The following is a 21268-nucleotide window of genomic DNA, read 5'->3' as shown; positions in this document are numbered from 1 at the left end:
TATAATAGCGTTAAACTAGTAACGGATTTTCCCAATGCCCGAGAGCCACAATCAAACGAAGCCAGACCATTTTAATGGCATTAGTTTACTGATACCGATATTCAACGAGCAACATGGGATCCCTGATCTCTGGCAGAGTCTAGAAAAAACTGCTGCGAGTATTGACGAAGCAGTGGAGATCGTTTTTGTCGATGACGGTAGTACCGACAACAGTTTAGAGCAGCTTAAGGCCTTAAAAAGCCCACATCTTGAACAACAAATAATCGCCTTTAGTCGAAATTTCGGCAAAGAAGCTGCCATGACGGCAGGATTAAGACATTGCCGAGGCCAAGCAATTATTATTCTAGATGCGGATTTACAAGATCCACCTGAACTCATTCCTGCAATGTTAGAGCAATGGCACAAAGGCTTTGATGTAGTAAATATGCGCCGCAAACAAAGACATGGTGAAACTTGGTTTAAAAAGTTAAGTGCCAAAGCTTTCTACCGATTCATCAACCATTTGTCTGAAGACAGTATTCCAGAGAACGTCGGCGATTTTAGGTTGCTCAGTGCCCGCGTCGTCGACAGCATAAACCGGCTACCGGAACGAAATCGTTTTATGAAAGGCATATTAGCCTGGCCTGGTTTTAAGCAAACGACCCTAGAGTTTGATCGCCCCCAGCGTGAACTTGGGGACAGCAAGTGGAACATATCACAACTCGTAGCACTCGCCGTCGATGGCATTACCTCCTTTTCAACTAAGCCCTTGCGTCTCGCTACTTGGCTAGGACTTTCGACCGCTATGTTTGCCATTATTTATGCGACATGGGTTGTGGTTAAAACCCTAGTTTATGGAGAGTCCGTTGCTGGTTATCCTACGCTAATGATTACCTTGCTATTTAGCAGTGCAATTCAGTTGATCGCTCTCGGTGTAATTGGAGAGTACTTGGCGCGAGTATTCATTGAAGTAAAACAACGGCCGATCTATCAAGTAGCTGAACATCACCACGAACAACCATTAGTGAGTATAACTGAGCGTCAGCCAGTGTCTCCAGTACCCACGTCATCAACAACAAGTAATAGCGATAATTAGCACTATGAAATTAACCAAAATGTCTCCTTTTGCTCTTAGTATGTCTGTTTTCCTAAGCGTTATCTTAGTGCGTTTATTTACCTTGGCATTCTATCCTCTTATGGATACCACAGAAGCTCGTTACGGTGAAATGGCGCGCATCATGGTCGAAACTGGAAATTGGCTTACGCCAATGTTTGATTACAATGTGCCGTTTTGGGGGAAACCGCCACTTCATACATGGATGAGTGCAAGCTCAATCGCCATTTTTGGAAACAACGAATTCTTTATGCGCTTACCCCATTGGCTTGCAGGCCTTGCTAGCATTGGCCTGACGGCAATGTTTGCTAAACGAATTCAAATTAATACTCTCAACAGCGCCATCGTGTTAGCGAGTGTTGCTGTATTTAGTGTTTCTGCTGGCGCAGTCATGACAGACATGGCCTTAGCACTGGGTTTAACCATGGCCTTTGCTGGATTCTACCTCGCTTGGGATGGACCAAACAAATGGGCTTACCTCGGCTTCATAGGGCTAAGCATCGGTATGTTAGCAAAGGGGCCTGTAACAATCGTTATCTTTGCACTAGGCGCAGGGCTTTGGCTGTTCTGGGAATATGGCTTCATAAAGTGCTGGCGAGAGCTTGCGCGACGTATCCCCTTAGTCAAGGGGTTCACGCTTCTTTTGTTAACATCGGCTCCTTGGTTTATTTTGGCTGAAAGAGCCACTCCGGGATTCTTAGAGTATTTTTTTGTAGGAGAACATTGGCTGCGCTTTGTCGAGAGTGGATGGGCTGGTGACCTTTATGGTAGTGCCCATGATAATCCTCGAGGTAAGATTTGGCTGGACTTCATAGGTGCAGCTCTACCTTGGACTCTTTTTATCCCTCAAATAATCTACCGCAGTTACAAAGAGCTCGGATGGCAATTTGATAGCCAAACCCGCTTTTTATTATGTTGGATGTTATCGCCAATGATACTGTTCACTTTTGCTGGCAACATTCAGCCAGCATATGTACTTCCTGCGGCCCCTGCATTAGCTTTATTGCTAGCTAAAACACGAAAAGAAGCAGATCAAAAAGTACTGCTTAGTGTTGCGATGATCATACCGGCTCTTTTACTTATTAGTCTGCTATTTATCGTACCCTCTAAAGCCGATTACCGTGCCGATAAACGCTTATTGTCTGACAGAGACCAAGAACTACCAACGTATTATTTGTACACGGATTCGTTTTCAAGCCGCTACTACAGCAATGGCACCGTTAAAACTGTCAAGTCGCCAAATGATGTTGAACAATCGACGGCCTATTACCTTGTCCTCCCTAAAGATCGTAAGCTTGATACCATGTTTACGCAGAACTGCGAGCAAGTATCATTTACTAAGCGCAGAGCGATGTACTTATGCCAAGCATCTCAAACAAATTCTTAAAGTTTGCCTTGGTCGGCGGCTGCGTATTTGTTGTTGATTATTCGATTTTTTATATCTTAGTTAACCTAAGCCAGGTGCCGGTTATACCGGCGCGTGCGATAGCGTTTGTGATCGCCCTCCTTCTTAGTTGGTTTGCGAATAGACATTTCACATTCAAAGACCGAAATCACAAACCAGCACTGCGTCAACTTGGGCATTTCGCGATCACAAGTAGCGTTTCTGGATTATTGAATTTGGGAAGCTTCAGCTTGTTAAGTGCTTATATTCCTAATACTCAGCTAGGTTTGGCATTTTGTTTTGCAATGGGTGTAGGGGTTGGAATGGTCGGAAATTGGTTGGCAAGTAATTTGTGGGTTTACCGCTCGGTAAATCATTGACGAAACTTTCGAACTCAATAAGCAAGGCACTTTCTGCCTTGCTTATTGTACCCAAATACTAGTGTAATTTAAGCTTTGGCCTTAATACTTGGTTTATTCGTCCCACTAACATCATCAAGCCAGTTTTCATATAGCCATGCAATGCGATTTGGTGCAGGCGATATAAAGAAATGTACACAATTCGCGCAATACGCCCTTCTACCGTCATCGAACCTCGCATTAAGTTGCCCATTAGTGAACCAACCGTTGAATAACGACTTAAAGACACTAAAGAACCATGGTCCTTATAAACAAATGCCTCTAAGGGCTGCTGACGCATTTTCAAAACAATGTTCTTGAATACAGTTGAAGCCATTTGGTGAGCCGATTGCGCCCTAGGTGGCACAAATTTACCATCGCTGATCTCAAAACTAGCACAATCTCCAATTGCAAAAATGTTGTCATCTTCTTTACTTTGGAGAGCAGAATTAACCACAATTTGGTTAATACGGTTAGTTTCAAGTCCACCAATATTGGCCATGAAGTCTGGGCATTTTATACCCGCTGCCCACACCATAATATCGGCATCAATAAATTGATCGTCTTTAGTTTGCAAACCTACTTCTGTAGCTTGAGTAATCAAGGTTTGGGTTCGGACATCCACGCCCATTTTTATCAACTCTTGATGGGCCGCAGAACTAATACGCTCAGCCAAGGCTGGCAATATGCGAGGGCCAGCTTCAACCAAGGTGACTTTGAGTGCTTTAGCACTAACTTTTGGAACACCATAGCTTTGTAGATAATCTGCGGCGTTATATAGCTCAGCAGATAGCTCCACGCCAGTAGCTCCGGCACCAACGATAGCAATTTTTACTTGATCACCGGCTTCGATATCTGCGGTTTCAGAAAATTGTAAAAAGCGATTCAACATACGTTGATGGAACACTTCGGCACGTGCTGGATTATCAAGGAAAATACAATTATCGGCTACCCCTTGCGTGCCAAAATCATTGCTGATACTTCCAATAGCCATCACTAGAATGTCGTAATCCAAATGGCGTTCCGCAAGCACTTGCTTACCTTCTTCTAACATAGGTGCAAGTAGTACACGCTTTAAGTTGCGATCAATACCGCAAACTTCGCCAATTTGAAAAGCGAAACCATGATTAGCTGCGTGCGAGCGATAGCTAAGAGCGTCAATGCCAGCGTCTAAAGAGCCCGTAGCGACTTCATGCAGCAAGGGTTTCCACAAATGGGTTCGATTACGATCAACCAAGGTGATTTGGGCTTTGCCTTTATTACCGAGTTTACGTCCAAGTTTAGTCGCTAGCTCAAGTCCACCAGCACCACCTCCAACAACAACGATTTTCATAGTCCCTCGTGATCTATTAAAATAGAAACTATTATAGGTCTAATTTGACTTAGATCACACTTTTCTTGCAAGGGATTTAGTTTTAGCGCGAAAAAAATGAGCAGAAATGGGGCTCTCTACTCATTCCCAGTTTTCATAGAACTAAATACTTGGCACGCTTCTTAGCTCTTTTGCTAACGCGAGGTGGGCGGAAATATCTTTGAATTTATGCGACTGCTGTTCATCCCAAATAATCGAATAAAATGGGCTTAACTCAATTTCTGTCGCCGTATTATCGAGTACATCGTCATTGCGCGATAGTACAACGTGACAACGTCCTTTGTATTGGTGACGAAAGTTTGAAATACACTTACCTGCAATATCCGAATACTCTTCTGGCCGCTCTATACGGCCTTGCATATTAAGTTCAGGGTGCAAGTTAGGGTTGAATACTAACGACGGTATACCGCACAAAAATCCAATGCGTTCACTCCAATAACCGCCAAGGCCAACACCTGTGATAAGTGCTGGTTCGTTAGGGCTTAGGCTCAGTTGCTGATGAACCTGTTTCAAGATTTGGCTCATATCATGCCGAGGATGAATAGTACTATAGGCCACCGAACGGACATCGGGATCTGAGAATTGAAGCTGCAATACCTTTTCATGATTACCGGGACTGGTGGAATCAAAGCCGTGCAAATAAAAAATCATATGTAACTCCAGTTACCTTGCTTCATTATAGCAAGCATACATTAAATCAAACGGCGAACGCTTGTTCAATTTCGCGTAGCTCGTGTTGCCATTGCTGATAGTTAGGGTTAGCGAGAAGTTCGGGCCAACTCAGCGCTGCTGTCTTACTCAACATCCTTTGGGCTGCGTTACTTTGCTGCTGCGGCAGCCCGTCGAGTAAAGTCACCGTAGCATCTTGATCGTTACAGGCCAATAGGAGATCGCAACCAGCTGCACGCGCATGTAATGCCCGCTCCAAATATCCACCGGCAAAGCTCGCACCATGCATTGACAAATCATCACTAAAAATCACACCTTTGAAACCCAATTTTTGACGCAATTGTTGTTGCAACCAATACTCTGAAAATCCAGCTGGCTGCTCATCAAATTGAGAGTAAATGACGTGTCCTGGCATAATCGCATCCAGCCATTGTTCTTCAATAAGCGTTTTAAAAGGCCGTAGATCATGATCAAGTATGGTTGACGGCTCTCGATTGTCGCGTGGGATATCAACGTGTGAGTCCCCACTAACATTACCATGACCAGGAAAGTGTTTTCCGGTAGTAGCCATACCTGCATATCGTTGACCGCGACAAAAAGCGCGAGCGAGACGAATAACTTCGTCTGGGGATGACGAAAATGCCCGCTCTTTTATAAATTCGCTTTCCTCATCTAAATCTAAAACTGGTGCAAAGCTGATATCAACCCCACACGCCCTAAGTTCACTGGCCATAACCCAAGCAGCGCGCATCGCTAATTCTGCACTACTCATGTTAAACCCTTGAGCAGCCTTTTCAAGATGCCCCATAGCTGGGATTGGCGTAAACTGATGACGGAATCGTTGTACCCTTCCCCCTTCATGATCTACCGAAATCAAAATTGGACGCGGGCAAGCTTGGCGAATTGACTTGGTGAGGGCAATTAATTGTTCCCGGTCTTCATAATTTCTGCTAAACAAAATGACGCCACCAATACTTGGGTGGGCGAGCATTTCCTTTTCTTGATGGCTTAATTCACAGGACACCGGGTCCATCATCAAATAACTCATGAATCGTTCACCTTGCTAAGCATAGGACCTAGTGGCTTACCACCGACCAGGTGCAGGTGAATATGGTATACCTCTTGTCCGCCGTGGGCGTTGCAATTAACAATCAATCGATAACCGTCTTCTGCAATACCTTCTTGTTTAGCTAAATCTGCTGCTACGCGCATCATACGGCCCAAATATCGCTCATCGTCTTCGCTGACATCATTCATCGTCGCAATGAGAATATTGGGTATCACTAATAAATGGTGAGGGGCTTGCGGTGAAATGTCGCGAAAAGCGGTAACTAAATCGTCTTGGTAGACAATATCTGCAGGAATTTCTTTTCGAATTATTTTACTAAATATTGTTTCTTCAGCCATGTCTAGCTCCTTTATCATCTAGGATTAGCTTATCGAAAACCCGTCTGAGACTAAACCGAATATTGCTAAAGCACGCGATTTTTCAAAGAAAACCTAATTTTGTGTTCTGTTAGGTCGATATGCTTTGATAAGCTGCTAAAATAACGAACAAATTGAGTTGTGACAGTTGAACTCAGTTCGAGCATTACCGACTTAAGGAGTTGTCAGTTTGAGTAATATGAGAAATACGCTGCGAAATATATCCATTATTCGTAGGGTTGGGGCAAGTTTCCTTTTGCTAAGCCTGTTTTTGGTTTTTTCCGTGATTCAGTCATTTATAAGCAATAGTGAGTTTAGCCGTCAGCTACATACGGTATCGGATCAGGGAGCTCCTTTGCTCTTAGAGATTGGCCAAACAAGCCAGGCCTTATCGCGTGCCGACCTAAGTTTTAGACAAGCTATGAACGCTGGGGCTGACATTGATGGTGTAAAGGCTAACTTCGATTCACTTTTCCAAGATTATCAAGCTAAAACCAGTGAACTCGGTAATACCAAAGCCGACATCAAGGACTTTTCAGCAACTGTTGCGCGCATTGAAAATTTAAACCAAAACTATCTAGATGCTGTTGACACGCTGATCAACCAAAAGAAACTACTCCAAACTGATATTCAAAAACAGCGTCAAGATTTAACGCGATTGAATGTGGTCTTGCCGCAAATTAAGAAAAACTTAAGTGATTCAGTTTATGAAGCCGACGACGAGTATATTCGTTTTGCCGCTGATAGCTTCACAAACACCATGGCTGTTGCCGAAATTAATTTACTTGATGGCTTAAATCTAAGTGATTCAGCTCAGATCCAAGAAGTGGTTGCACGTAATCTAAAACAACTAAAACGGTTTGAATCAGCACTAAGCGACTTGAATGACGAGTTACCTAACTTTGTAACTAGCAATAAGGTTGAATTAAAACGTTTTTCTGATGATGCCTTTGAAGCCTCAGGCGTACTCCAGCGCCACTTAAAAAACCAACAGCGTAATGAAAGCATCGCTTTAGATGAAGACAAAAACGAAGCTTTAGTTGCACAAATCAGTGAAAACTTTGTCAATTTAAACCTTGCCGCCGTTGATTTAATTAACCAAAGCACCGAGCAAACCCAAGCTGCATTGGAGATGAGCCAAAACCGTCTCTTATTGTTACTTGCTATCGCCCTACCGCTTTGTTTATTGGTGGGAATTGGTATAGCCAAAACAATTCGTAAACCGCTGCACCAACTGTTGTCTGTGATCAAAGCCGCAGCTCAAGGTGATATGCGCAAACGAGTTGAATATGTTAACGATAATGAATTTGGCCAATTGGGTAGTGCCATCAACCAAATGCTAGAGCAGATGGATCAAGTCTTGGCTAAGGTTACCGATAGTTCTAAAGCGCTGCACAACTCTATCGACAGTGCAGCTACAACAGTTAATCACTCTAAAGACTCTTTAGGGCGTCAACGCGAAGATACTTCGTCGGTAGCAACCGCTGTGACACAAATGGAACAAAGTGTACGCGAAGTTGCACAAAATGCGGCGCATAGTTTGGAACAGGTACGAGACGTAGAAAACGCTTCCCAAACTGGGCGCACGATCATGAGCGATAATATTTCAACCACGCACCGTTTAGCGGAAAAACTTCAAAGCTCCAGCGAAGTTATTGACTCGGTTGGCGAAATGAGCCAAAATATTGGATCGATTTTAGATGTGATCCGTGGAATTGCTGACCAAACTAACTTGTTAGCACTCAATGCCGCTATTGAAGCAGCTAGAGCAGGAGAGCAAGGTCGCGGCTTTGCAGTAGTGGCTGACGAAGTTCGAGTGCTTGCGCAAAAAACGACCACCTCGACTTCAGAAATCCAAACTATGATCGAAAATCTACAAAATGGCGCAAAGAAGGCTGTTGTGGAAATTGCAGATTGCTCAACCGAAATGGATACCAGTTTGCACCAAGCTTCTGATGCCAATGGTGCGATGGAAGAAATCCAAGGTATCGTTACCCTTATTTCAGACATGAGCACCCAAATTGCAGCAGCCGCTGAGCAGCAACAAAGCACAGTTAGTGAAATCTCGCGCAATATAATTCAAATTTCTGATGTTTCTCAAGCTAACTATCAAGAGCTTGATGAAGTCAGCGCACTCACGACAGAGCTTTCTAATTTAGCAGGAAAACAAGATGAACTCGTTGGCCAGTTTCAGCTAAGCAAAACTTAGGTCTATTGACGCAAAGATAAACATAAACGGATTTAAACTACAATTGATTGGATTGCGACAATAGGCAGAATTAAAACGTGGACAAATTGGCTTCAAATGAATTGGTACAACTTAACTCGACCCCCTGTGATACTGCAGTTAGTTTACAGCTAATAGAACCGACCAGAAGTGTACGCTTGCGTTCACGTTTGATCGGTATAGACCCTGGGGTTTGTATCATTCTTGGAATTGGTCATGACAACTCTTGGGCCAATGCGCGAGAGCTTGTCCACGAAGGCCGCAATGTCATTGTTAGAATGCTAAATTCCCACGAGCCAGAAGCCCCAATATTGGCATTTCGCACCAGTATTAAGCAAACCATGACTGTAATTGGCCGCTGGATAGTGCTGCAATACCCAAGCCAGGTGCAAACAACCACCTTACGTCAACATGCTCGTTTTAAAGTTAGTTTAGATGCCCAGCTATTAGAGCCTGACACTGGTAATATTCTCAGCGAAGGCCAAATCATTGATATCTCAGTTAAGGGTTGCGGATTTGAAGGACCTGAACCTGCTAAAAAGTTAGTCAATGCGCCGGTCATTTTGCAATACCGCTTAAGTGACAGTGACCCGCTTCAAAAAGTGGAAACTAAGGTTTGTAGTATCAATAGTGAACTAAAAGCTGCAAATGCCCACTCTCAGTTTGGCTTATCATTTGAAATGAACGAAAAACAGCGGATACAAGTTAGCCAACATGTCATCAACCACCATATTCAAATTGATAGTCAAAAATAACTGTTGATTTCCACCCCCATAAAGCTTAAATATTGATCAATAACAATATTGCTTAGCGTCTTAAGATTAGTATTAGGCTCGCGCAGTTGAACAAACTAATTTAGCCTTTACTTATGTTTTACTGCTAGTAATCGTAAACTCAGTTGCTTGATTGATATCAGCTTTCATCAACACAGTTTATGGCTCCAAGGAATTAGAAACGAAAGCATTACCTTTGCACTAAAAGGCTGCCCAGCAGCTGCGCTTGGTCTTTTGCGGTCTTTTTAGGGAAAGTGTATGGTTCAGATATTGTCATTACCGCTTATTATTACGTCTAGCATCAGTTTGATCCTTGGCTTTTTCTTCATGCTTTTATATTACCGCCTTAGATCACGCTATGAAGAAGCCGTAGAATTTTACTTTCTGTTCTCGCTATCGGCCTTGGTTAGTGGTGTTTTTCTAGGGGCTTTTGCAGTACTCATTAACTCAGCTGATAACTTAGACGCGCTCAATATATCAAATCGTGTTTCTATTATTACGGCTATGTTCACCATAGTACTAGGACTACATTTTTATGTGTCTTTCTTTAACTACAAAGCACCGGTTTTTCTTAAATGGTGCTATGCCATTTGTACGTTTTTTTCGTTGTTGGCCATCGTCCCAAATCCTTACTTTTTAGACAAAGCATTCTATCCAACATCAGAATACTATACTGGGCTTGCCTTTGGTCCACTGTTTCAGCTTTGGGGGGCTTGGGTCTTAATTTTAGCCGCGTACTGCATTGTAATTCTTATCCGGGTATACATTCGTCAACATGGAAATCGAGAACATCAGTCAATGCGCACCGTGCAACTACTTTTAGTTGCAACCATAGTCTGGATGATCACGGGGGTAAGCGACACCCTAACTGGCATACAAGTACTTAATTTACCTCCACTAACTTGGATAGGTTCATTTTTAGTGACTTGCTGTATAGCCTGGATCTTGGTGCTACACATTGACAACCTTTACGAAGATAGACGTCAATTAAGTAACCAACTTATGTATGACCATCTAACTCAAGCCTTTTCGCGCAGTTATTTCGAGATCCGTTTGGCAGAAGCACTTAGCGTTTTAGATCACAGTGGTTCTACGAGACTTTACTTGTGCATCTTTGACGTTGATAACTTTAAAACGGTTAATGATCGTTATGGTCACGCTAACGGAGACGAGTTATTAAAGTCAATTGCTAGCATTACTAAAGAAACTATTCGATCCTTTGATTGCTTTGCCCGGTTAGGGGGGGATGAATTTGTTCTGTTGTTGACCGATTTGCAGCAAGATAGTCACGCAATTAATCTAGTTGAACGTATCCGCCACAGAATAGCTGAAACTAAAATTGGCATAAGTCATCACAAATTTAACGCAACTTGCTCATTTGGTATGGTATGCGCCGGGCCGGAACACATAGAAATAAAAGATCTGGCGCTGCAAATGCTAAGCTATGCGGATCAGGCTCTTTATCGTTCCAAAAATCAGGGCAAAAATACGCTTGGTATCGCCAAATTACCATTAGGCAAATCAGAAGTTATGTAGGCTTTCAGTACAAAGCGAAAAGTTTCGCTAACCGTTTAAACTATTTAACGGTTATACCCGTAGTTAAAGGCTTGAATGCAGTTGCTTAACGATATCCATACTGAGCTCCCTCCCCTTTCAGCTCAATATAAATCAGCTATTAACAAGTCCGCACTAGCTATTTTTTATCGAACAACAAGCTGTTCGATCTAAAGCGTAGGCTGCATTCGACAATGAACTATTCACCCCAAAGTTACGTAAGTGCTAAGTATAGTTTGAAAAACACTGACGAAAATGGCTTCTAGTAATGGGGATACAAATGCAAAGCTTAAACGATTTATTAGTCCAATATGGTTTGCTGGTCTACTTCATCCTATTTGCTTATTGCGCGTTAAAAAGTGGCTGGTTACCGTTATTTGCAGGATACGCTGCTTATACAGGTGTACTTGACCTGCAGTATGTTGCGCTATCCGTATTTTTAGGAGCTTACCTTGGTGATGAACTCCGCTTTGCCTTGGCAAAAGCTTATGGCACAACATGGGTGGAACGCTCACCACGATTGAAAGGCTTATTTGAAACAGCCCGTAACTTATCCCAACAATACGCAAACGCCTACATATTTATCTACCGCTATCCCAAAGGGCTGCGCACTATTGGAGCACTCCCCTTAGGACTAACTGATATTGGCTGGAAAAAGTTTACCTTAATGAATATGAGCTCAGCAGCCTTGTGGGTCAGTATTTTAGTTGGCGGTGGCTACTTTTTCGGTGAGCAGGTGAATAGTTTTGGAATTGCCAACTTAACCGCACTAAGCGTGATGCTACTTTGCGTATTCTTAATTGGCCTGTTTTCGCTGCTCAAAAGTGCTCGAGTCGCCTCGCATGTCTAAAAGCAGGCACAATGCTTTTATAACACCTGTTATCTCCATGCAATGTTGCCAGACTTAGGAGATTGATAGAGCAAAATTCGCGAGATATGCGCGCTAAATTCCCGACTCAAAAGGTTAAAGTGCACTAACCCCCGGCCTAAGCTTTTGTTGAAACCATGATTATTAGCTCTCAAACATTCAAGCAATTATTTGACAGTTAAAAGCTCGATACCTATAGTACACCTTATGGTGAACTATAATGAACAACAACTAAGTCAGATTTTTTCTGCGCTTTCGGACCCAACCAGAAGAGCAATGCTAATGCGTCTTAGCGATGAAAGCATGTCTGTGGCTGATCTGTCCAAACCCTTTAATATCAGCAAATCTGCGATTACAAAGCACTTAAAAGTATTAGAGAAATCTGGCTTGTTAAGCCGATCTATTGAAGGCCGCGTTCATCGTTGCCGTCTAGAGCCACAACCCTTATCTGTACTATCAGAGTGGGTGTTATTTTATGAGCGATTTTGGAATAACAAACTTGATGCTCTCGATGCTTATTTAGCTGAGGACGTTAAATGACCAACACAGAAGGTCTTAGAGATAAACTGGTGCTTAAACGCGTTTTTAATGCGCCTGTTGAGAGAGTATTCGATGCCTGGACAAAACCTGAGGTCCTCGCTAATTGGTTCGGCCCTCAAGGTTTTACTGTAAAACGCTCAGAGCTACAGTTGTATGTCGGTGGCAGCTATGAGATTGAGATTTGCTCACCTGACGGTATTCATATACGGCACTTTGGGAATTACCTTGAAATATCCAAACCGCATAAGTTGGCATTTACCTGGATGCTTGTTGATCAATCATGTAAAGGTAGCGAAGGTTTAGTTGCTCAAACTGTCGTTAGCATCGGGTTTAAACCTATTAAGCAAACCACTGAACTAACGCTTACCCATGAGCAACTTCCAAGCAAAGAGTCCTTAGATGGCCACAAATTTGGTTGGTCTAGTTCCTTAGATTCTTTGACCCATTTTTTACAATAACAACATGTACTGTTTACTTAATTTATCACCCAATTAGTACACCTTTTGGTGTAGTTTATGAAACAAAAAGGAAAATAATATGACTGACATTTTACACCGGATTGTTATCGAGACATCACCAGAAAAAGTTTATGCTGCGTTAACACAGCAAGAACTGTTAAGCGCATGGTGGACTAAGGCTGAAACAGAAAACAAAGTAGGTACAGTTGCAAGATTCTATTTTGGTGCAAACTCAGAACACAAAGTTGAAATGAAAATAACAGACCTAGTCCCTAATGAACGCGTCTGTTGGAAATGCATAGATGGTCCATGGGTTGGCACAGATGCATTCCAGTTTAATATTCAAGCACACGAGCGAGGTGCGGCGCTTGAATTTAGCAACCTAGGTTGGGCTGAAACTGATGAGTTTTTCATGCATTGCAATTCAAAATGGGGGTTCTTCCTAACCGTAAGCTTAAAAAACTTACTCGAAAAGGGAGCCGGACAAGCTCACCCCAATGACCCCAATATATAGCTTTTCTTAAAGACCATTGCGTAAGTTTCGCTCTCGGGTTGCTTAGTATGTCACTTATACGTAACTCAAATCTGTTCTGACCGTTAGCTATTTGAATAGGTCTTGTCTGCTTAGAATTGAGTTAATTTCTTTCACCCATTGTGACTTCCGCAGCCCGTTGCTAAGCTACCAGCTCAGTGATGACATCGCATCACCTTAATAAGTAGAGATTTAGATTGCACACCGTCATAAGCATGTATGAAGCTAGAATACATATTACTTGTTGTGCTCATTGCTGTAGTTCTCTAACCAAGCGCTTAGCTCACTTAATGGCATCGGTTTCCCAAAATGAAAACCTTGAAAAAGACTACAACCATGCTTAATCAGATAACTGCGTTGGTGCTCAGTTTCTACCCCTTCAGCAATGACCTCTATACCCAAGGTGCGCGACATTAAAATAATCGTTTTGACAATAGAACGGTCATTTACCTCAGTTTCTAGTTCGCTAACAAAGGAACGGTCAATTTTAAGCTGATTTAGCGGTAGTAGCTTTAGGTATTGAAGCGATGAATAACCGGTTCCGAAATCATCTAGAGAAAGCTGAACTCCGTATTGTTTAAGCTTATTCATGCAAGCTACAGTTCTTTCCATGTCGTCAACCAGCATCGTCTCGGTCAATTCAATTTTTAGTCGTGCGGGATTAAACGAGTAACGCTCAATTATAGAACTAACAGAGAAGATAAATCCTGGCTGCCTAAATTGTCGGTAGCTCACGTTAACAGATATCGTCAGGGTCTCAGTAGATTGATTATTAGCCCAAACAGATAGCTGTTCACATGCCTTTCTAAGCACCCAGTCACCGATAGGGATGATTAACCCGTTGTTCTCTGCTGAATGAATAAAGTCGTTTGGAGGTACAAGCCCTTTAATTGGATGATGCCACCGTATTAAAGCTTCGAGACCTGTAACTTTATTCTGATGATTAACCTGAGGTTGGTAGTACAGTTCAAATTCGTTGAACTCTACTGCCGCGCGCAGGTCACGCTCTAGCTCTACGCGCTGAGTAATTTCACTTTGCATGTCGGGCGAGTAAAAGCTAGCTGAGTTTTTTCCCGAATGTTTAGCACTATACATAGCAATATCAGCTTGGCCCATCAACTCCGATACGCTTTCCGAGTTGTCGTTAAATAACCTGACCCCAATGCTAGCGCTACTGTTAAAATCGACGCTGTTGATTCGAAATGGACTCGACAATACATTAAGAACCTTATTGATAATATTTTTAGTTGCATTTGTTGCGGTGTATTTATCTTTATCGAGTTTAGTCAAAACCAAAAGGAATTCGTCGCCGCCAATTCGGGCTAATGTATCTCCCTTTCTAATCAGCTCTTGGACACGCTTAGCCGCTTGTTGTAATAATGCATCCCCATACTCATGACCATGACTATCATTCACGTCTTTAAAATCGTCCAGATCAATAAAAACCAAAGCTGCATAACTGTCTTCTCGTTCGCTCATGACCACTATTTGTTCCAACCTATCAAGAAGTAGTCGTCGGTTTGGCAGGCCAGTTAGTGCATCAAAATAGGCCAACTGAATGACTTTTGACTCACTATTTTTCCGTTCTGTAATATCTTGTATGAATCCAGATATTTTGTTTGGCGTTCCATCATCATTTGATATCAGCTTGCCGCGACACTCTATCCATCGCGACAAGCCATCGATTGGCCTAACAATTTGATATTCAACTCGATGCTCTTGCCCCGTTGCAAAGGTATTGGTTATTGAGTCAATAAACGTGTTTTGAAAACCATCTTGCATAATGCCACACAGCGTTTCGGGACTTGGTATTTTGTCTTTTGAAATCCCAAAAATCTTATACATTTGAGCAGACCATTGGGCTTCTTCACTTTTATACGGGAGAGACCAGCGGCCAATTTTGGCGTAATCCATGGCTTGCTGTAACAGCGTTTCAGATTCAAATAATTTGTCAGCGGTTTCTGTTCTAATCCTTATTTCACGCATCAACTGAATAGTGTTTCTAGTTAAAGTTTTACAAGAATTCAAGATAACTTTAATGGTGTCCTTTGAGCCTCTATACACATTGCTCTGAGCCCATAACTGGGCCTCATCGAGTGTTTTACCGTCTTCTAGTGCCTTAACCAACAACACCATATGCTTGTCACTCTCAAGAATATGAGTGATTAACCAATTCACCAAAAAAGACAATAATTCCTCAATCCACCAATCCTGATCTGTGTCCTGAGCTTCCATTTTTTCCAATAGGTAATTGGCCTTTTGTATAAAAGCCATATGGTTATTCTGGTGATCGGTAATCTGCCTGCTTTCAGGTAGTTTTTGTTTCCAGAACTCTTCCTCTGCGTCGAAGTGGAACTCTGCATAGTCGACCATTTTATTGATCAAAACGTCTAAACCATCGACACTCTTTTGCGAGGTCATAGTTCTGGCGACTTCATTTAGTAAGTCCACAAGTTTTCGATGTTGCTCATCAAGCAAAGGAACGCCTAAGTTAAAGCTTTCGCTCCAAGGGAATATGTCGATTTGCTTCTCAACCAATTTGACCACCAATTAAAGCTGCGAATATTTAGTCTAACTGAAGTTTCTTTATCAAAGAACCGATCCCCCCCTGCAAATATGACTAAAAGTTATTCATATTTTTTGTCAGCTTAGGTTGGTATTTCGCTTATGCACGGTAATTAAACGACGTTTATAGAATGGCACGATGGATTGCGTCCATGATGTGTCGAAAGATTCCATTAAGAGGAAGTTAATTTGGTGCTAATACCAATCCTACTCATTAGTTGGTCGTCATAAGTTGTATATAGAATTGCTTAGGTCAAGGAAAAAAGCGCAGTTACTAGTTGACCTAATGACACCATTTTTGACGCTGATATAAGTGATTATAGTTGACTAGGCTGATTAAATAATTAGTGGGATAGGTATAACAATAGTGTCAAGAAAGCGTAAGTCGATAAGCAGCTTAGTGGTTGCTATCGATTTACAAGATTGCCAGATACAAAAAACGCAGCCTATGGCTGCGTTGATTTTTAATCGAACAATCGTTTTTAGAACAACGACTGAGAGATATCATAGAGTTCTTTATTGAAAGGACGACGCATGTTTTCAATGCAATCGATAATGTCATGGTGAACCATGTCATTGCCTTGTAGACCAACACAACGTCCACCAAGGCCTTCCATTAACATGGTTACAGCGTATGCTCCCATGCGGCTAGCAAGAACACGGTCACGAGCAGTAGGAACGCCACCACGTTGGATGTGCCCTAAGATAGTTGCTCGTGTTTCACGGTCAGTCACGGCTTCAATTTCTTTAGCGAGTTTATTCACATCAGCAATATGCTCGGTGATTGCAATAATCGCGTGTTTCTTACCTTTGTCTTCGCCGTCTTGTAGGTTTTTCAGCAAAGCATCGTGATCAAATCCAACTTCTGGAATAATCAAATACTCTGCTCCACCCGCAATACTGGCGTGCATTGCTAAATCACCACAATAACGACCCATGATTTCGATAAGAGAAATTCGGTTATGCGACGAAGAAGTGTCACGAATTCTATCGATGGCATCTACCACTACATTGAGCGCTGTATCATAACCAATCGTGTAATCTGTTCCTGCAATATCGTTATCGATAGTGCCTGGCAGACCAATACATGGGAATCCCATTTCAGTTAGCTTTTTCGCGCCCATGTAAGAGCCATCGCCGCCAATAACAACCAAAGCTTCTATGCCATGATCGCGCAGGTTTTTTACAGCTTCTTCACGTACTGACAATTCCTTGAACTCAGGGAATCGAGCAGAACCTAAGAATGTACCACCGCGATTAATCACGTCAGACACGCTATAGCGCTCAAGCTTCTTGATGTTGTTGTTATGCAGACCTAAATAACCGTCATAGATCCCGTAAGGTTCAATGCCATTAGACAAGGCTGTACGAACAACAGCACGCACGGCTGCATTCATGCCAGGCGCATCACCGCCACTTGTCAGCACTCCAATTTTTTTGATCATTGCTTTCCTCAAAACTCTATTGAATTAAACTTTTGTAATTATCCGACACTTTAAGTTCTTTCGCACTTATTATTATAGTTCTTCGATTATGGTTCTTCGTATAAGTGCCCACACCGTGCCGATACTATGGCTAAGGCTGACACACATCTTAACTGGAAAATATGACTAAAATCAGTCAATCAGCAACTTTGGTTGAAAGCTAGCCATGCCTGTTATCAATATTTTTATCACTTTACAATATTTTCACGATAATGTAACATTCATCGCGAATAATAACCCAGTAAATCAAAATCAATGCCGAGCTTGTCTCGACAGTATTTAGACTTTCTTATCATGCTGGGTCATCAAAGGATAATCATGGTTACTAAAGCAGCACTGCAACTCACATTAGAGCGTAATGTGTTAACAAATCGTCGCGCGACTTATAATTATACGCAATTACTAGAAAAGCAAAAAGCCAAAGACCGCTTGCCTGTAAATCTTCAATTTGATCGCAACTGCTAAATTCGGCGCAGTTACAGGCAAAAAAAAGGTGCTCATTGAGCACCTTTTTTGTATCTATAGTTTAAGCAACTCACTGGGCAGTTTGCTTACGCCCACTGCCAAGCTTAAGTTGTCGTCTACCAGCCAGTCACTTCGCGAAGTGCTTTGCCGATATCAGCTAAACTGCGAACCGTTTTAACACCAGCATCTTCAAGCGCAGCGAACTTTTCAGCAGCGGTACCCTTACCACCAGCGATAATTGCGCCGGCATGGCCCATACGCTTACCTGCAGGAGCAGTAACACCAGCAATATAAGAAACCACAGGCTTAGTGACGTTGGCTTTAATAAACGCCGCTGCTTCTTCTTCAGCACTACCCCCAATTTCACCAATCATCACAATCGCTTCAGTTTGAGGATCGTCTTGGAATAACTTCAAAATATCAATGAAGTTTGAACCTGGGATAGGGTCGCCACCGATACCAACACAAGTAGACTGACCAAAACCTTCGTCGGTCGTTTGTTTAACCGCTTCGTAGGTCAAGGTACCTGAGCGCGAAACAATACCAACTTTACCTGGCTTGTGAATGTGACCAGGCATGATACCAATTTTAGACTCACCGGGAGTGATAACACCCGGGCAGTTTGGACCTATCATACGCACGCCAGACTCATCAAGACGAACTTTAACGTCAAGCAAATCTAAGGTAGGTATACCTTCAGTAATGGTAACGATTAATTTGATGCCAGCATCAATCGCTTCCAAGATAGCGTCTTTACAAAACGGTGCTGGTACATAGATAACACTAGCTTCAGCGCCAGTTGCTTCGACGGCGTCGCGGACAGTATTAAATACTGGTAATCCTAGATGTGTTTGACCACCTTTACCCGGCGATACACCACCGACCATTTGCGTACCATATTCGATAGCTTGTTCAGAGTGGAAAGTACCTTGACCACCAGTGAAACCCTGACAAATGACTTTGGTTTCTTTATTGATTAATACGCTCATTGTTATTGACCTCCAGCCGCTTTAACTACTTGCTGCGCAGCATCGGTGAGGCTGGTTGCTGCAATAATATTTAGTCCAGACTCAGCCAAGCGTTCGCGGCCAAGTTCTGCATTGTTACCTTCAAGACGCACAACAACAGGTACGCTCACACCTACCTCTTCAACTGCGCCAATAACACCATCTGCAATAAGGTCACAGCGTACGATCCCGCCAAAGATATTAACCAAAACTGCTTTTACGTTTTCGTCAGACAAAATGATTTTGAATGCTTCTGTAACACGCTCTTTAGTAGCGCCGCCCCCTACATCTAGGAAGTTAGCCGGTGAACCGCCATGCAATTGCACAATGTCCATAGTTCCCATAGCCAAGCCTGCGCCGTTAACCATACAACCAATGTTGCCATCAAGAGCAACATAGTTTAGCTCCCATTGCGCTGCATGTGCTTCGCGCTCGTCTTCTTGTGAAGGATCGTGCATTTCACGCAGTTTAGGTTGACGATACATTGCGTTTGAATCGATATTGATTTTACCATCTAGGCAAACTAAATCGCCTTTACCGGTAATAACCAACGGATTGATTTCTAGTAACGCAAAGTCATGCTCTTGGAACATTTTGCCAAGACCTAGGAATATCTGAGTAAATTGGCGAATTTGAACGCCACTTAAACCAAGCTTAAATGCAAGTTCACGACCTTGATAAGCTTGAGCGCCAACCAATGGATCAACGGCAACTTTATGAATTAGTTCTGGCGTTTCTTCAGCAACTTTTTCAATTTCCATTCCGCCTTCAGTTGAAGCCATGAACACAACACGACGAGTCGCGCGGTCAACAACGGCACCTAAATAAAGCTCGTTGGCGATATCAGAGGCTTCTTCAACCAAAATGCGAGTAACCGGCTGACCATTTGCGTCAGTTTGGTAAGTTACAAGGTTCTTACCTAGCCAACTTTGGGCAAACTCGCGGATTTCTTCTTTGCTAGATGCTAGTTTTACACCGCCAGCTTTACCACGCCCACCGGCATGTACCTGACACTTAACAACCCAACGATCGCCAGCGATCTTGGATGCTGATTCAGCAGCTTCTTGAGGGGTATCACACGCAAACCCTTGCGGTACGGGTAAGCCATAATCAGCGAAAAGCTGTTTTGCTTGGTACTCATGCAAATTCATCTGTTCTATCCATTATTTTTAAGGGGACATGCTGAGAATGAATCTCAGTTTAATGGGCCAATCATTTGGCCCAATTCTTATAATTTGTTAAACATCCAACAACAAACGAGCTGGATCTTCTAGCAATTCTTTAATCGTAACCAAGAAACCAACTGACTCTTTACCATCAACTAATCGATGGTCATAAGACAAGGCCAAGTACATCATCGGTAAGATAACTACTTCGCCGTTAACAGCCATTGGTCGGTCTTGGATTTTATGCATACCCAAAATCGCACTTTGTGGTGGATTAATAATTGGCGTTGACATCAATGAGCCAAACACGCCGCCATTAGTAACCGTGAAATTACCACCGATGAGCTCGTCTACGGTTAACTTGCCATCACGACCTTTTATCGCAAGTTCTTTAATACGTTTTTCAATATCAGCAACACTAAGCTTGTCGCAATCGCGTAACACTGGAGTGACCAAGCCACGTGGCGTTGAAACAGCAATGCTGACGTCAAAGTAGTTGTGATAAACGATATCAGTACCATCAATCGACGCGTTCACTTCTGGGTAACGTTTTAATGCCTCGACAACAGCCTTGATGTAGAAGGACATAAAGCCTAAACGTACGTCATGTCGCTTCTCAAATACTTCTTGATATTGCTTACGTAAGCTCATGATCGGTTTCATGTTAACTTCGTTAAAGGTCGTCAACATTGCAGTCGTGTTCTTCGCTTCCAACAAACGCTCGGCAACTCGCTTACGTAGTCGCGTCATAGGGACACGTTTTTCGCTGCGTGATGCCAGCGGCGCGGCTGGTGCCGCTGGAGCAACTGCTGCTGGAGCAGCCTTAGGTGCTGAGGCTGGCGCAGGTGCGGCTGCAGCTGCTTCTACATCTTCTTTAGTTACTCGGCCATTTGGACCGGTTCCTTTGAGCGAAGATACATCAATACCTTTTTCGGCAACCAAACGACGAACTGCTGGGCTTAGTTCACTGAGGTCTTGTTCTTCATTACTAGCGGCTACAGCTTTTGTCGGCTCCGCAGCTTTGGTTTCTTCACCGGCAACTGCGCCTGGCTTCAAAATACCAATGAGTTGCTTTGACAACACGGTAGCTCCGTCGTCTTCAGCAATAGATTCAATTACACCAGCTTCTACAGCTGGTACTTCCAAAACGACTTTATCGGTTTCAATATCAACGATGATCTCGTCGCGTTCTACCGAATCACCTGGGCGTTTATGCCATGTAGCTACAGTTGCGTCAGCGACAGATTCGGGAAGGTCAGGGACCAAAATTTCAATGCTCATTCATTCA

At 42.9% G+C, this 21268-nt stretch carries 20 protein-coding genes; 11 read left to right on the top strand and 9 right to left on the bottom strand.

What is annotated here, in order from left to right:
* Window positions 1-34 precede the first annotated feature (34 nt).
* Genes DBZ36_RS03480 through DBZ36_RS03470 form a run of 3 tightly spaced genes read left to right on the top strand, consistent with a single transcriptional unit; the run spans window position 35 to window position 2857 of the window.
* A complete protein-coding gene (locus DBZ36_RS03480; protein WP_120353545.1) occupies window positions 35-1075 on the top strand; it encodes a glycosyltransferase family 2 protein in 1041 nt (346 codons plus the stop codon).
* 4 nt (window positions 1076-1079) lie between these two features.
* A complete protein-coding gene (locus tag DBZ36_RS03475; RefSeq protein ID WP_233558086.1) occupies window positions 1080-2480 on the top strand; it encodes an ArnT family glycosyltransferase in 1401 nt (466 codons plus the stop codon).
* Entirely contained in the window at window positions 2453-2857 is a 405-nt protein-coding gene (locus DBZ36_RS03470) for a GtrA family protein (protein WP_120353544.1), read from the top strand. Before DBZ36_RS03475 ends, DBZ36_RS03470 begins: the two co-directional genes overlap by 28 nt.
* Before the next feature lie 58 nt (window positions 2858-2915).
* Here DBZ36_RS03470 and DBZ36_RS03465 read toward each other — a convergent pair whose 3' ends face one another.
* The 4 genes from DBZ36_RS03465 to hinT form a co-directional block, all read right to left on the bottom strand.
* A complete protein-coding gene (locus DBZ36_RS03465) occupies window positions 2916-4208 on the bottom strand; it encodes an NAD(P)/FAD-dependent oxidoreductase (protein ID WP_120353543.1) in 1293 nt (430 codons plus the stop codon).
* A gap of 141 nt (window positions 4209-4349) precedes the next feature.
* The gene (gene ycfP / locus DBZ36_RS03460) at window positions 4350-4898 is read right to left on the bottom strand and encodes an alpha/beta hydrolase YcfP (protein ID WP_120353542.1); all 549 of its coding nucleotides are present in this window, start codon (window positions 4896-4898) and stop codon (window positions 4350-4352) included.
* A gap of 46 nt (window positions 4899-4944) precedes the next feature.
* A complete protein-coding gene (nagZ, locus tag DBZ36_RS03455) occupies window positions 4945-5964 on the bottom strand; it encodes a beta-N-acetylhexosaminidase (protein ID WP_120353541.1) in 1020 nt (339 codons plus the stop codon).
* A complete protein-coding gene (hinT, locus tag DBZ36_RS03450) occupies window positions 5961-6323 on the bottom strand; it encodes a purine nucleoside phosphoramidase (protein WP_120353540.1) in 363 nt (120 codons plus the stop codon). The genes nagZ and hinT overlap by 4 nt, the downstream gene beginning before the upstream one ends.
* Before the next feature lie 217 nt (window positions 6324-6540).
* Between hinT and DBZ36_RS03445 the strand changes: the two genes are divergently transcribed.
* The 7 genes from DBZ36_RS03445 to DBZ36_RS03415 all read left to right on the top strand — a co-directional run bounded on the left by DBZ36_RS03445 (window position 6541) and on the right by DBZ36_RS03415 (window position 13275).
* On the top strand, window positions 6541-8550 hold the full coding sequence (locus DBZ36_RS03445; protein WP_120353539.1) for a methyl-accepting chemotaxis protein: 2010 nt from the start codon (window positions 6541-6543) through the stop codon (window positions 8548-8550).
* Window positions 8551-8627: 77 nt separating this feature from the next.
* A complete protein-coding gene (locus tag DBZ36_RS03440) occupies window positions 8628-9323 on the top strand; it encodes a PilZ domain-containing protein (RefSeq protein ID WP_120353538.1) in 696 nt (231 codons plus the stop codon).
* A 276-nt stretch (window positions 9324-9599) separates the two neighbouring features.
* Entirely contained in the window at window positions 9600-10877 is a 1278-nt protein-coding gene (locus DBZ36_RS03435; RefSeq protein ID WP_120353537.1) for a GGDEF domain-containing protein, read from the top strand.
* Between the two features lie 298 nt (window positions 10878-11175).
* Window positions 11176-11745: a DedA family protein gene (locus tag DBZ36_RS03430; RefSeq protein ID WP_120354451.1), complete on the top strand. Its 570-nt coding sequence runs from the start codon at window positions 11176-11178 to the stop codon at window positions 11743-11745.
* A gap of 225 nt (window positions 11746-11970) precedes the next feature.
* On the top strand, window positions 11971-12303 hold the full coding sequence (locus DBZ36_RS03425; RefSeq protein ID WP_120353536.1) for an ArsR/SmtB family transcription factor: 333 nt from the start codon (window positions 11971-11973) through the stop codon (window positions 12301-12303).
* Window positions 12300-12761: an SRPBCC family protein gene (locus DBZ36_RS03420; protein ID WP_120353535.1), complete on the top strand. Its 462-nt coding sequence runs from the start codon at window positions 12300-12302 to the stop codon at window positions 12759-12761. The genes DBZ36_RS03425 and DBZ36_RS03420 overlap by 4 nt, the downstream gene beginning before the upstream one ends.
* Window positions 12762-12840: 79 nt before the next feature.
* A complete protein-coding gene (locus DBZ36_RS03415) occupies window positions 12841-13275 on the top strand; it encodes an SRPBCC family protein (protein WP_120353534.1) in 435 nt (144 codons plus the stop codon).
* A 255-nt stretch (window positions 13276-13530) separates the two neighbouring features.
* Here the strand turns inward: DBZ36_RS03415 and DBZ36_RS03410 are convergent, their stop codons facing one another.
* Both DBZ36_RS03410 and pfkA read right to left on the bottom strand, forming a co-directional pair.
* Window positions 13531-15831, bottom strand: coding sequence for a bacteriohemerythrin (locus DBZ36_RS03410; RefSeq protein WP_158589020.1), 2301 nt, complete (start codon window positions 15829-15831; stop codon window positions 13531-13533).
* A gap of 509 nt (window positions 15832-16340) precedes the next feature.
* Window positions 16341-17303 carry a 6-phosphofructokinase gene (pfkA, locus tag DBZ36_RS03405; protein WP_120353532.1) on the bottom strand — a complete coding sequence of 321 codons (963 nt, stop codon included), beginning with the start codon at window positions 17301-17303 and terminating at the stop codon, window positions 16341-16343.
* 357 nt (window positions 17304-17660) lie between these two features.
* Here pfkA and DBZ36_RS20500 point away from each other — a divergent pair, with 357 nt between their 5' ends.
* Window positions 17661-17807: a hypothetical protein gene (locus tag DBZ36_RS20500; protein ID WP_158589019.1), complete on the top strand. Its 147-nt coding sequence runs from the start codon at window positions 17661-17663 to the stop codon at window positions 17805-17807.
* Window positions 17808-17923: 116 nt separating this feature from the next.
* Here the strand turns inward: DBZ36_RS20500 and sucD are convergent, their stop codons facing one another.
* The 3 genes from sucD to odhB all read right to left on the bottom strand — a co-directional run bounded on the left by sucD (window position 17924) and on the right by odhB (window position 21261).
* A complete protein-coding gene (gene sucD / locus DBZ36_RS03400; protein ID WP_120353531.1) occupies window positions 17924-18796 on the bottom strand; it encodes a succinate--CoA ligase subunit alpha in 873 nt (290 codons plus the stop codon).
* Between the two features lie 2 nt (window positions 18797-18798).
* Window positions 18799-19965, bottom strand: coding sequence for an ADP-forming succinate--CoA ligase subunit beta (gene sucC, locus DBZ36_RS03395; RefSeq protein ID WP_120353530.1), 1167 nt, complete (start codon window positions 19963-19965; stop codon window positions 18799-18801).
* Window positions 19966-20052: 87 nt separating this feature from the next.
* Window positions 20053-21261 (bottom strand): 2-oxoglutarate dehydrogenase complex dihydrolipoyllysine-residue succinyltransferase, encoded by a 1209-nt coding sequence (gene odhB, locus DBZ36_RS03390; protein ID WP_120353529.1) that lies wholly within the window; start codon window positions 21259-21261, stop codon window positions 20053-20055.
* Window positions 21262-21268 lie beyond the last annotated feature (7 nt).

The sequence above is a fragment of the Alginatibacterium sediminis genome (genome assembly GCF_003610775.1).
GTDB classification, from domain to species: domain Bacteria; phylum Pseudomonadota; class Gammaproteobacteria; order Enterobacterales; family Celerinatantimonadaceae; genus Alginatibacterium; species Alginatibacterium sediminis.
This window is presented reverse-complemented; position numbering and strand designations above follow the sequence as displayed.

Coding starts and splice junctions, on each gene's coding strand:
- DBZ36_RS03480 (WP_120353545.1), top strand. CDS start 35: ATGCCCGAGAGCCACAATCAAACGAAGCCAGACCATTTTAATGGCATT.
- DBZ36_RS03475 (WP_233558086.1), top strand. CDS start 1,080: ATGAAATTAACCAAAATGTCTCCTTTTGCTCTTAGTATGTCTGTTTTC.
- DBZ36_RS03470 (WP_120353544.1), top strand. CDS start 2,453: ATGCCAAGCATCTCAAACAAATTCTTAAAGTTTGCCTTGGTCGGCGGC.
- DBZ36_RS03465 (WP_120353543.1), bottom strand. CDS start 4,208: ATGAAAATCGTTGTTGTTGGAGGTGGTGCTGGTGGACTTGAGCTAGCG.
- ycfP (WP_120353542.1), bottom strand. CDS start 4,898: ATGATTTTTTATTTGCACGGCTTTGATTCCACCAGTCCCGGTAATCAT.
- nagZ (WP_120353541.1), bottom strand. CDS start 5,964: ATGAGTTATTTGATGATGGACCCGGTGTCCTGTGAATTAAGCCATCAA.
- hinT (WP_120353540.1), bottom strand. CDS start 6,323: ATGGCTGAAGAAACAATATTTAGTAAAATAATTCGAAAAGAAATTCCT.
- DBZ36_RS03445 (WP_120353539.1), top strand. CDS start 6,541: ATGAGAAATACGCTGCGAAATATATCCATTATTCGTAGGGTTGGGGCA.
- DBZ36_RS03435 (WP_120353537.1), top strand. CDS start 9,600: ATGGTTCAGATATTGTCATTACCGCTTATTATTACGTCTAGCATCAGT.
- DBZ36_RS03430 (WP_120354451.1), top strand. CDS start 11,176: ATGCAAAGCTTAAACGATTTATTAGTCCAATATGGTTTGCTGGTCTAC.
- DBZ36_RS03425 (WP_120353536.1), top strand. CDS start 11,971: ATGGTGAACTATAATGAACAACAACTAAGTCAGATTTTTTCTGCGCTT.
- DBZ36_RS03420 (WP_120353535.1), top strand. CDS start 12,300: ATGACCAACACAGAAGGTCTTAGAGATAAACTGGTGCTTAAACGCGTT.
- DBZ36_RS03415 (WP_120353534.1), top strand. CDS start 12,841: ATGACTGACATTTTACACCGGATTGTTATCGAGACATCACCAGAAAAA.
- pfkA (WP_120353532.1), bottom strand. CDS start 17,303: ATGATCAAAAAAATTGGAGTGCTGACAAGTGGCGGTGATGCGCCTGGC.
- DBZ36_RS20500 (WP_158589019.1), top strand. CDS start 17,661: ATGGTTACTAAAGCAGCACTGCAACTCACATTAGAGCGTAATGTGTTA.
- sucD (WP_120353531.1), bottom strand. CDS start 18,796: ATGAGCGTATTAATCAATAAAGAAACCAAAGTCATTTGTCAGGGTTTC.
- sucC (WP_120353530.1), bottom strand. CDS start 19,965: ATGAATTTGCATGAGTACCAAGCAAAACAGCTTTTCGCTGATTATGGC.
- odhB (WP_120353529.1), bottom strand. CDS start 21,261: ATGAGCATTGAAATTTTGGTCCCTGACCTTCCCGAATCTGTCGCTGAC.